Here is an 11,420-nt window from a genome sequence, read left to right as displayed (position 1 = left end):
AGAATGAGATTCCTGATCGTCGCAGTTGTTCATAGCGCTATGACTTCTTTTTTATGTGGAATCTTTTTCATGTGGAATATGGGCTTGGGTCGCATGGTTTGAGTGATTTAATTTTGCCATAAGCGCTCCCATGCGCCTACTGTGCCTATTCGGGCACAGTAGAGGCATGCATTATACATTGTGTCTGTCATGCTATAGGCCAATACTAGTCCTATTTGACCCTTTGCAAGGAGCAGCCGATGACTGTTATCCGTAAACCCGACTGGTCTTATCCCCCCAAGCCGGTTCATCAAGTCAATAGTGTTGATTTAAGTGATGATGGGCAGCGTTGTGTATACGCCTCTTCCAGCGAATACGGGAAGGGGGCATTCAGCTTCTACTGCTTGGATGGAGAAGGCCGCAACCTTTGGAGTGTTCCGCTTGGCCAATCGTGTGATCGCGGATTCTTTTGGACCGCGATCAGCGGCAATGGCCGTTATGCCACGGCTGGCGGAGAGTATTCGACTCAGGGCGGGAGTGGCTTCCTGAAAGCCTATGATGTTGCCATGGGTGGGGCTTCTATGTTGGATGTCTCGGGTCTATCGGGTCGTGTCAATCAGGTGGCGATGAGTCAAAGTGGGGATATTCTGGCAGCGGTTTATAGTTCGTCCTTACGGGTCTATCAGCGTGTGGGGGCTCGATATGTATTGCTGGACTCTGCCGATTTAGATGTGAATGGACGCGATTACTATGCTGAAAGTGTCGCTATTGATCGAGAAGGTCGACAGATCGTGGTTGCTGGCCGTCACTATTTGACTGCTGATGAGCCTGCTGAAGAGGCGACTGGCGCGGTGTTTTGGTTTGACTGTGGCTCATCATTGTCAATGAAGGCGGTGAGTGTACTGGATTGCCCGGCGATGCGTGTTGCGATGACCCCCGAAGGCGGGTTCTGGGCTGTGGCGATGTACGATGGCAGTAGCTGCCTTTTTAACCCAGAATCAGCCCAGGTACCGCTTTACCGGCATACGCCACCGATCCAAGATCTGGGGGTCAGTTATGGTATAGCCATTGCTGATCGGGGATATGGCAACCTGGTGATCGCCAGTGCCGTCAACTATGGCCATGATCAAGGAGCCGTTTGTGTCGTGGAAGGCCATATGATGACGGCCCGATTATTTGCCCCTGGGCTGAGCTGGCAAAAAATGCTGGAATATTCAGCGAATCCAGGCTTAACCATGGACGATGCTGGCCGCTGGTTGACGGCGACTGATGGTCAACCGCTATCGAACTCTGATCAAGATGAAACCCCCGGCAACTTCTATCTCTTTGATCTGTACGAGCAGCGATGCCTCTGGTCATACCCGACGCGATTAATGAACTGGCCGATGCAGATCACGCCGGATGGTGGCTATGTATTCGGTGGCAGTGATGATGGTTGTGTCTATTATTGGCAAAACACGGTGAGCTAAACGATGTGATGGATCAGTCGTTTGTGCTGAAAGGTTGATCGAGGCATCGGGATTAGGTCGACACTAGGCGCCATGCTAATGGCGCACTTTCATGGAGGAGTCATGATGCGATTATTGAGCAGGCGAGCAGTGTTGAGTCTTTTGATGGCGGCCGTTGGCGCTATGGGCTTGATCAGTGGTGCGGTATCAGCTTCGAGTGAAGCCTCAAATACTGAGCTCGCCACGGATGGCAGTATCGCGCGCTTTCAAGTCGGCAATGCCGAGGTCATTGCGCTGAGCGATGGGACCTTCCCGATTGATCTTTTCTCTGTGCTACAAGGCCTCTCGGCTGATCAGGTCCAGGCTTATCTGGATCAAACTTTTGAAATCAACCCTGTTGAAACCTCCATCACGGCGTTTTTAGTACGTATGCAAGGACATTTGATGCTGGTGGATACCGGTTGCGGGACTTTTTGTGGTGATGTTGGTGGCAAATTGCTCCGTAGCTTAGCGTTAACAGGCTACAGCCCTGAAGACATTACCGATGTATTGATCACCCATATGCATGGGGATCATGAAGGGGGACTGGCACTTCATGGCAAACGCGCTTTTCCCAATGCGGTTGTTTATATCCATCAAGCTGATATCGGTCGGTTTTTAAATCCTGACAATCTACGAGACGGTGTGATCCGCCAACTGGATTGGGATCGTGCGCAAGCGAGTGTGGCGCTTTATCGGGCTGCTGGGCAGTTGAAAACATCCTCTGGTCCAACCCAGTTACTCCCAGGCATCAAAGCCATTCCCATGGCGGGGCATACCCCAGGCGCGACGTTTTACCAGCTGCACAGTGCGGGTGAGCAGCTCTATTTGATTGGTGATATGATCCATATCCGAGCCGTTCAGCTACCGGCCCCTGAAGTTACCGTCGGCTATGACTTGAACCCATCAAAAGCCCGTGCTGAACGACTGAAATGGTTCCAGACTTTTGCCCAAGAAGGGGCACTACTGGCCGCGCCGCATATGAACTTCCCCGGGGTGGGCCACCTGCGAGTACAAGACCAAGGCTACCGCTGGATTCCAGCGGCTTATCACAACCGGTAATCTCTTGGGTTTGATGTTGAAGGCCGCTTCACTGGTCATCATGGATGATGTGATCAACGGTGAAGCGTTCGCCGTCGCGGGTCGAGTACTTGCTGGCGATTTTATGATCGCTTGACCTTCCCCCTCAACCGGCCAGACGCGGACAACATCAACAGGTTTCTCATGCATAAAACCTCCACCGCATCATCATTAAGCCGGGCAGGGCTCTGGATTCTGCTGGCCGGTCAGCTTTTACCGCTGATGGATTTTTCCATTATCAATGTGGCGTTGGCCGCGATCAGTGAGAGCCTCAATGCCAGTCATACCGAACTTGAGTTGATTGTGGCGGTTTATGGGGTGGCGTTTGCGGTATGTTTAGCGCTGGGCGGACGCCTGGGGGATCGATATGGACGTCGGCTTTTATATGGCTATGGCTTAGCGCTGTTTACGCTGGCTTCTTTGCTCTGCGGTGTTGCGCTCAATGTGGAAATGTTGCTGATCGCCAGACTATTGCAGGGCGTCGGTGCGGCACTGGCGGTGCCGCAAATTCTGGCGATCTTGCACACCCGCTTAAAAGGTGAGCGACATGCGCGTGCCATTGCGGCTTATGGGGCCATCGGTGGGATCGCTTTTGCTACCGGACAAGTCTTGGGCGGTGCCTTGGTCGCTCTGGATTTGTGGGGGCTCGGCTGGCGCCTTGTTTTCTTGATCAACTTACCCGTAGGGCTTTATATCCTCTGGCAGACGCCGCGCCTGCTGCCGGAAATGAAGGCCGAGCATGCTGCGGGGATTGATGTGCCCGGTACTTTACTGTTGGCGATGATCATCTTCTGCTTGCTGTTTGGGTTGGCATTGGGCCCGGCTTTAAGTTGGCCTTGGTGGTGCCAGATAATGCTAGTGGGCTTATTGCCTTTGGGCCTTTTACTCTGGCGTGTTGAACGTCGGCAGCCGTGGCCTTTGCTGTCACCGGATTTATTGACGCTGGGCTCTATGCGTTTTGGCTTTGTCATCGCACTGGTGGTCTTTGCCAGCTGGAGCGGTTTCATGTTTGTGATGGCGCTGGCCCTGCAGAGTGGGCTGGGGTTCAGTGCTTTGACTTCTGGGAATATCTTTATCTCACTGGGATTGGTTTACTTTCTCTTTGCGATGCAAAGCGCTCGCTTTCACCTTAGGTTGGGGCCGATCAAAACGCTGTTCGTTGGTTTGGCGCTGGTGGTGCCAGGGCTCTTGGCCTTGGTGCTGACGGTGAACCTGTATTGGCCAGCATTAAATGCCTGGGTTTTGTTGCCCGCTTTTTGTTTGATTAGCAGTGGTCGTGCTTTAATTGTGAGTTGTTTTTATCGTATCGGCTTGGCTGAAGTGCCGACTCAAGCCGCAGGTACGGGAAGCGCGATTCTTTCAACCGTCCAACAAGCCTCTCTGGGGTTGGGCACGGCAGTTTATGGCAGCATACTGGTTGCACAATTGGATCGTGGGGCTCCCTATGACCTGGCGTTAAACCGTGTCTTGTTATTTGAAGTGGTGGTGATGCTCATGATGGTGGCGGCCACTTGGTTTTATGCGTGGCATCGACGTAAAGCGGGGTCTTTATCCGAATCTCACTCGGCTTCAAAAGATCCGGCTGTCGAATCCTGATGTCTCGCATCACTCTCTTTTATTAAAGGAGCCTTGACATGGTAACGGCTGATTTTATTGGTCCGGATGGGCAAGCACGCTGCCACTGGTGTGGTGGAGCACCGGAGTTCCTAGCCTATCATGATCAGGAATGGGGGTTTCCGGTTAAAGATGATCAGCGCTTATTTGAAAAGCTATGTCTTGAGAGTTTTCAATCGGGGCTGAGCTGGCGCACGATTTTGAATAAACGCCAACACTTTCGCGAAGCCTTTGATCATTTTGATTTCCATCGTGTGGCGCAGTATCGCGAGGCCGACGTGCAACGTTTGCTGGGCAACTCGGGCATTATTCGACATCGTGGCAAGATTGAAGCGGTGATCAACAATGCACGGTGTGCACTGGCATTGATTGAAGAAGCGGGCTCGCTGGCATCATTTTTTTGGGCATATGAACCTGACCCGGCTTCTTTACCGCTGCCTCAATCGCAATCACAGTCTGATCTCTCTCGACAATTAGCCCGTGCGTTGAAACAACGCGGGTGGCGATTTGTCGGTCCAACCACCGTGTATTCATTCCTGCAAGCGATGGGCATGATCAATGATCATGCTGAAGGCTGCGTGATTCGTGCCCAGGTTGAACAGGCGCGGGATCAATGGCAAAGGCCTTCGCCCTGATTCATTTGAGACCGTCTTGTTTCGACTGCTCTGCTCTTTCGGCGAATGGACTCTGGTGAGTCGGGTAAGCAACATATTGCAGGCGGATTTTTTAAAAAGGGCAGCTTAGATAGCGGCTAAACGTCAACCGCTGAATAACGTCAAACTTATCAGCGTGCCTAATAACGTTGATGTAGGCACGCCGTGCAATGGTTTTTACTCAAGGCGTTTTATTGAATTAATGGCTCCCGCTTCTTTCATGTCTTTGAGTTTGTCAATATCAATATACAAAGAACCGCTATCATCGTAGTAGGCCTCCGAAGAGGCTTTACCCGTTCGAATATCTTTGCGTGCTCCCGATCTTTTATTATAAGCAATTCGACTGACTTGGAACTCAGCTTGTCCCGACTTGAGATGTGTAATTCTCATGATGCCGTATTTATATTCAGGGTCAGTGTCATCAAATATTTTTGTTAAGTTGACGATGTATAGATCATGAACGGCTGGTTGTTCGATATAAGTCAATTCATTGGCGCTATTCTTTTGGGCCGTATAAACGCCAAACACTACTAGGCAGGCAATAATAATTAACCCTGAAAACATTGGCAGCACTTGCTTTTTGGTAAACAAGGCGGTTTTGATTTCTTTAGATAAGTGTTCAGGAAGCTCATTATTAACCATGTTTTTCTTACAGTGTGTGCACTCTATACCCACTGTTTTTGACGTGATCAACGTTGGAATCCAGTAGAGATGGAAGTATTTAATTAAACCGTAAGTAATAAATTGCTGGTTTTCACAGTTCGGGCAATTGATCCCCTCTACAACTTGTCCCGTGACAGTTTTGCTTCTAGATCCAAAAAAAATCATGGCCTCTCCATTTTAAAGAGCTTCTCATGTTCTATGAGCAGTGAGATAAGGGACGCAATCTTTAAACTTTCTCTGATTGCTTTATTGATTGTGCATCTAAACATCAGGGTTTTGAGCGCGCTGAAATATAATGCTATTCATTTGTTGTAATCAACGCCTTATTGATCGCTGGCTACCATATGGATCTTTTGGTTGCAAAAAGCTCTAAAAAATAACGATTTTGTTGTTTTGATTGGTTTGAGAATGGAGTAAGAACTCGATTCTGAAGTTGGTTGGGAATTCAATGCTCTTGTTGATTCATGCGTCATACCCATCCCCCCCCCTCAGCGGCGTTTGAATCAATATGAAGACAAAATATTATCAACACCGGTCCGGAAATAGAATGGTTATAACATGATGATACAGTTAGATTGTTATGATTGGATTATGGCTGTAAATGATGTTTCCCGTCTAAATCAGGTTTTTTTGAGCGATTCATGGTTTTGAGGCAGCTGATCGCTTTTAAATGGTTGATGGTTTTGAGATTAATGAAATATTTGGCCTATTGGCAATAGGCTGAGCCTCTTGTGTTTTTATTGCTGGTTGATTTTTTTGTGTTGACAGAAATATGAAGGTTTAGCGCATTTATTTTTTATTAGTATTCTATTGATCAATTGATGCATGATGGCTTCTTAAGGTCGAGCAGAGCAATGACATTGCGCGGTCGTCAATCAGGGGCTTAACAATATGGGGGGGATGAATCATGGCTAATATGCTCAAGTATTCAACCGAAGCAAATTACAACGATGCTAACGGAATCATTGCCGTTAATGATAGTGGAGATGATGTAACACTTTCAAAAGACATAAACATAGCCCTCATAGTAGCGTATAGCGACCCAGAAAAAGCGAACTACTTTTATCTTAATGTAAATCCTGTATTTACGACAGGTAAAACTAATAACCTGAGCCCACAAAATCACAGCATCTATATTGACTACAGTGATAGCGGAACAGGCACGTTAACGGCCACCGGCGGTGATCTGGGTGACTCTTTAGTTGGCGGTGACGGAGATGACCAGCTGACCGGTGGCGGCGGAGATGACACCCTTGTCGCTGGCCAAGGTGACGACAATCTGGTGGGCGGTGACGGCAACGACATGTTGCTCGGCGGTGATGGCAACGACGAGCTATCTGGCGGCTCTGGCAACGACACCTTCATTGGCTCCGTAAACGACTTAGACGGCGACACGATCACCGATTTTTCCGTAGGCGATACCCTCATTGTCTCTGAATCCGACCTTTCCAGTCTGGATGGCAGTAACGCCAGCGGCATCATCGACTTGAAAGGCGGCAAGACCCTGACGCTGAACGACATCACGGCAGCAAGCGGCACCTTCTCAGCCACCTACGACGGCGCCGACACAACCATCACTCTTAAGGCCCCCGACTTCACCACCGGCAACGACACGCCGACCGGTACGGCGGGCAACGACACCTTCATCGCCACAACCGCCAATACCCTGAACGCGGACGATGTGGTGGACGGCGGCGACGGCACCGATACCTTAGAGATCAGCGCCACACAGACGGTGGCCTTCAAAGATACGACCCTGACCAACGTTGAAAAGATGGTCATCACCGGGGGCGAGCAACACATCACCACCCACGATGCAACGGTGGCCAGCGGCCAAACGCTGACGGTCGATGCCTCCACCAGTGCCGATGCCGTAAAATGGGATGGCAGCGCTGAAAAAGATGGCAAATTCGACATCACCGGCGGTGGCGGCAACGACTCGTTGATCGGCGGTGAGGGCAACGACACTTTGTTCGGCGGTCTCGGCAACGACGAGCTATATGGCGGCGCCGGTAACGACATTTTTCAGGGCGCAATAGACCAGTTCAACGGCGACACGATCAGCGATTTTTCGGCCAGCGATACCTTGATCATTGAAGGGGCTGATCTGTCGTCTTTGAACGGCAACTCGTTCGATGGGGCTCTGACGCTCGAAACCGGTAAAACTCTGACCCTAACGGGCGCAAGCGGCACCTTCTCGGCCGCCTACGACAGTGGCAAAGCCCAAACAACGGTGACCTTTACGGTTCCGACCCCTGATCCCGATCCGACCCCTGACCCCGATCCGACCCCTGACCCCGATCCGACCCCTGACCCCGATCCGACGCCTGAACCTGAACCCGAACCCGAACCCGAACCTGAACCCGAACCTGAACCCGAACCTGACCCCGATGCTGATAATGATGGTGTGGATTCTGAGATTGAAGACCAGGTGCTTTCTTTCGATGGCAATGGCCAAGGCAATGGCCAAGGCGATGGCAATGGCGACGGTATTGCCGATTCTGAACAGGCGGATGTGGTCTCGTTTATCGTTTTGAATACGCCGACAGCGGTGTCTAATCCTGGTGATGCAGAGGAGAGGTTCCTAACCTTGGCGACTGGGAACGGTGAGTCTCTGTTAGGGATTGATCAGTTGGATGAAGCGGACAGCCATCCATTAGCGCTCTCAATGCCGTTAGGAATGCTGCAATTCAGTGCTCAGCTTGCCAATGCTGGGGATAGCACCACCTTTACGTTAGTGATGTCATCTGATATTGAAGTGAATGGTTACTGGAAGCAGGATGCCAATGATCGTTGGGTGAACTTAGCCAGTGATGAGTTTGGCGGGAGCCTGCGTACCGAGAATGATCGGACAGTGCTGACGTTTACGATTGAAGATGGTGGCCAGTTTGATGATGACGGGGCGGCCAATGGGATGATTGTCGACCCAGGGGCGCCCGGTTTGATAGCCCAGGCACCTGAGCCTTTCAGTGAAGATCTTCATGTTGAAGATTATTTTAATTGGTGGGGATGATTTTTATTGGTCTCATGAGTCGTTAAGCCGCTCGCTCTGCCGAGCGGCTTTTTTGCTTTAAAGGTTCGATCATCAACTCACATGAACTTAAGCTTATTCAGTATGATGTCCTGTTGTAATCAGATTAATCCACTGGGGTAAGGTAACGGTTTCGAGGTCGAAGCGTTCAATAGCCGTTTGGCGTGCCGCTTGGCCCAAGTGAGCAAAATCAGAAGGATTATTGAGCACCTGAGTGATTTGGTCGGCCAGTGCTTGTGAGTCAAAAAAAGTGTGTTGACGCCCTCATGAACCACTTTGATCTTGTGCTGATACTCGATGGGATAGCGACTGCACTGCCACTGGGTTGGCGAAATACAGGCATCAGTCTGTGTGAGGCTGAGCAATTGAGTCGCATTGCGGCAAAGCGAGCGGTAATGGCCATCAATCGAGCTGGGGTACTCAGGATCAAAATCAATATCTGCGCCTTGGTTTTGATAATAGAACTCGCAGTATTGAATATGGTGCGCCTTGGGTAACAAGGTTTTCAAAAATAAGGCCTCTCCCCAAGCGGGGTGGGTCACGGTGATATCTGGCGTAATCCCTTGATTGATTAATTGCTGTACTGCGCGAACGACTTGTTGCCCGCGTCTGACTTGTGCTTCATGGTCTCGCAGATAATGGTGGATGGCGTCTCCGGCCCCTTCGGGAGAGGCATATCCTAATAATGTGACTCCTGGAGGTGCGCTATACCGCTGAGTGTTTTTTGATCGCCCAAACCTATAATCTGGTGTGGACTGTGGGCCCCAAGCCATTCTGCAACATGGCGAAATTGTCCGGGGAAGTTCTGATGAATCAACAGGATGACCATTGTGGGGGTCCTTAGCGATCAACGGAGGGGTATTCATTGAGTGACTTTAATCGATTTATGTCGTTTAAGTTAAGCGTTCATGGATCGGGCTGATGATCTCTCGACCTGAATATGGCTTAATCCACATGCCCCCTTTATGAGTCAAGCCCACTAAAAAACAAGAGAGTGGCATTGGTCAGGTGAGTTTTTAATTTTGCTGTTGAGATGTTTGAGAGTAATTTAATGAGAGCTTTGAGGCTAATGGGCGTTATTGAAATAATTGAAAATAAGATTTGATGTAAAGTTAATGCTCAGGGATTTTGATTTATTTTTTATATGAATTTGTCTATATGGTGCTTATTTGATTGGGGCTTTAATGTTTTGAGCTTCTCCCAGACCTCATTGTAATGAATTCAGTTGGCGCAATATCGTTTAATTTGACACACGCTGTAGTCACCACTGCAACGCAACATTTAGCAAGAAGTATTGCAAACTACAATCATCGCTCGAATGGGGGACTGCAATACCATGGCAACGCAAACGCTAACGACAGGGCCGGACTATTTCGAGAACTCAGTTGGTGGCGCCGACACCTTCATCGCCTCAATCTCAAACTCAGTCTGATCTCTCTCGACAATTAGCCCGTGTGCTTAAACAGCGGGGGTGGCGATTTGTCGGCCCGACGACGGTCTACTCATTCCTGCAAGCGATGGGGATAATCAATGATCACGCTGAAGATTGTGTGGTTCGTGCCCAGGTTGAACAGGCGCTCGATCAATGGCAAAGGCCTGCTGACTATCGTTGAACGATGCGGATTGTCGTCGCTTTTCGCGCCTTAATGGTCTATGCCTAAAGTTCACTGATTGAAGTCAGCAAAGTTTGTGACCTGAGGAGAGAAGCCATGATAAATAAGGATGTAATCACTGCTGACAAAATGACCCCTGAGACACTGACTGAGGGAATGGTACTAAAAGTGGCGCACTGGTCTGTTGAGTTATCGCTTCATGTTGATGAAGTTTTGCGCTATCCCACCGACGGGCGTCCAGCAAGTTGGCGAGCACCTTTCTCGATGATTCTCTCTGCTCATCTTGAAGACCCTGTTTTACCGACGGCCACCTATGAATTTCATGATGGCGAGAACCAACGCTATCAGTTCGAAGTGAAACGCATTACAGATCTTCGTGATGATGGTTACTTGTCTTATGAAGCGCTATTTAATTAATTGTGATTGATCGATGATCAGGTCAGTCATATGTCGGCGGTGGTGTTATGGTTAATTGGTAAACTTTTATGGCCGCTGGGTAAACGACCACTTTGTGGTTGGGCTGATAAATAAAAGGAATTGACTCAGTGATGAAACCAACAGATCAGGTGTCGTTTCAAAATAGTCTATATATTCGTCCTGTAAAGTGGTACTCAAGTGATGCCGATTTTCTGGAACGATTACACCGAGAAAGTCGTGAAGATTTAACGCTTATTGAAGGAGATGATGACTTTATTTATTCGCTTGTCGATATGCAATATCAGGCAAGGAATCAAGGATATGGCACTCAGTTTCCGAATGCTGTGGATTTGATGATTGAGTCTGCAGGTACACCGATTGGTCGTATGACTGTGGACCAGGGCGCTAATGAGGTTCGGTTGGTCGATCTTGCTTTAATTAAAACCGCTCGTGGCCAAGGGTATGGTCAACAAATTGTACAGTCTTTAATGCAAGCTTCTGCCATGGCGGGGTTACCTTTGACCTTAACTGTACAGCGATTGAATGCATCGGCATTGCACACTTATGCCAAGTTAGGGTTTCAGGTATTAGACGAGAATCCGCTCCAACTTCATTTGATCTGGACGCCCCCTGGTCGTGCTTCTGTTTTTGTCGGTGTTTAGATGGTTTTTTAATATATTGATATGGATAAGCAGATCGTTTTAGAAAGGCCCTCCGTTAATATTTTAGGGCCTTTCATTTTGCGTATTTAAAATTGAGTCAAAGATCATTAGGCAAATTAATTACGTGAAGGGAAAACACCATACATCCAAATCAGAAAAGAGACGGCAAGGTATGGGTTAGTGATATCGACAGGGAGATTTCCACCACTGATGCCAGTATT

At 49.1% G+C, this 11,420-nt stretch carries 10 protein-coding genes; 8 read left to right on the top strand and 2 right to left on the bottom strand.

Features of this window, described 5'->3' with window-relative positions; all coding sequences use genetic code 11:
* Positions 1–239: 239 nt before the first annotated feature.
* From BFW38_RS13495 to BFW38_RS13480, 4 genes are all read left to right on the top strand, one after another.
* A complete protein-coding gene (locus BFW38_RS13495; protein WP_068999375.1) occupies positions 240–1,448 on the top strand; it encodes a WD40 repeat domain-containing protein in 1,209 nt (402 codons plus the stop codon).
* Between the two features lie 102 nt (positions 1,449–1,550).
* A complete protein-coding gene (locus BFW38_RS13490; protein WP_175400984.1) occupies positions 1,551–2,528 on the top strand; it encodes an MBL fold metallo-hydrolase in 978 nt (325 codons plus the stop codon).
* Between the two features lie 162 nt (positions 2,529–2,690).
* Complete coding sequence (locus BFW38_RS13485; protein WP_068999374.1) at positions 2,691–4,142, top strand: MFS transporter; 1,452 nt, start codon at positions 2,691–2,693, stop codon at positions 4,140–4,142.
* A gap of 38 nt (positions 4,143–4,180) precedes the next feature.
* Positions 4,181–4,795 carry a DNA-3-methyladenine glycosylase I gene (locus BFW38_RS13480; RefSeq protein ID WP_068999373.1) on the top strand — a complete coding sequence of 205 codons (615 nt, stop codon included), beginning with the start codon at positions 4,181–4,183 and terminating at the stop codon, positions 4,793–4,795.
* Positions 4,796–4,990: 195 nt separating this feature from the next.
* Here BFW38_RS13480 and BFW38_RS13475 read toward each other — a convergent pair whose 3' ends face one another.
* Positions 4,991–5,641: a hypothetical protein gene (locus tag BFW38_RS13475; protein WP_068999372.1), complete on the bottom strand. Its 651-nt coding sequence runs from the start codon at positions 5,639–5,641 to the stop codon at positions 4,991–4,993.
* Between the two features lie 742 nt (positions 5,642–6,383).
* Between BFW38_RS13475 and BFW38_RS18370 the strand changes: the two genes are divergently transcribed.
* Positions 6,384–8,489 (top strand): calcium-binding protein, encoded by a 2,106-nt coding sequence (locus BFW38_RS18370; RefSeq protein WP_068999371.1) that lies wholly within the window; start codon positions 6,384–6,386, stop codon positions 8,487–8,489.
* 119 nt (positions 8,490–8,608) lie between these two features.
* Here the strand turns inward: BFW38_RS18370 and BFW38_RS13465 are convergent, their stop codons facing one another.
* Complete coding sequence (locus tag BFW38_RS13465) at positions 8,609–9,280, bottom strand: hypothetical protein (RefSeq protein WP_068999370.1); 672 nt, start codon at positions 9,278–9,280, stop codon at positions 8,609–8,611.
* Positions 9,281–9,895: 615 nt separating this feature from the next.
* Here BFW38_RS13465 and BFW38_RS13460 point away from each other — a divergent pair.
* The 3 genes from BFW38_RS13460 to BFW38_RS13450 all read left to right on the top strand — a co-directional run bounded on the left by BFW38_RS13460 (position 9,896) and on the right by BFW38_RS13450 (position 11,199).
* Positions 9,896–10,120 carry a DNA-3-methyladenine glycosylase I gene (locus BFW38_RS13460; RefSeq protein ID WP_068999369.1) on the top strand — a complete coding sequence of 75 codons (225 nt, stop codon included), beginning with the start codon at positions 9,896–9,898 and terminating at the stop codon, positions 10,118–10,120.
* 96 nt (positions 10,121–10,216) lie between these two features.
* Positions 10,217–10,537, top strand: coding sequence for a DUF6916 family protein (locus tag BFW38_RS13455; protein WP_068999368.1), 321 nt, complete (start codon positions 10,217–10,219; stop codon positions 10,535–10,537).
* Positions 10,538–10,668: 131 nt separating this feature from the next.
* Positions 10,669–11,199 (top strand): GNAT family N-acetyltransferase, encoded by a 531-nt coding sequence (locus BFW38_RS13450; protein ID WP_068999367.1) that lies wholly within the window; start codon positions 10,669–10,671, stop codon positions 11,197–11,199.
* The last annotated feature ends 221 nt before the right edge of the window (positions 11,200–11,420 follow it).

This window comes from Terasakiispira papahanaumokuakeensis (assembly GCF_001709345.1).
GTDB lineage: Bacteria > Pseudomonadota > Gammaproteobacteria > Pseudomonadales > Halomonadaceae > Terasakiispira > Terasakiispira papahanaumokuakeensis.
The sequence above is the reverse complement of the archived record's forward strand: the minus strand, read 5'-3'. Positions and strand labels throughout refer to the sequence as shown.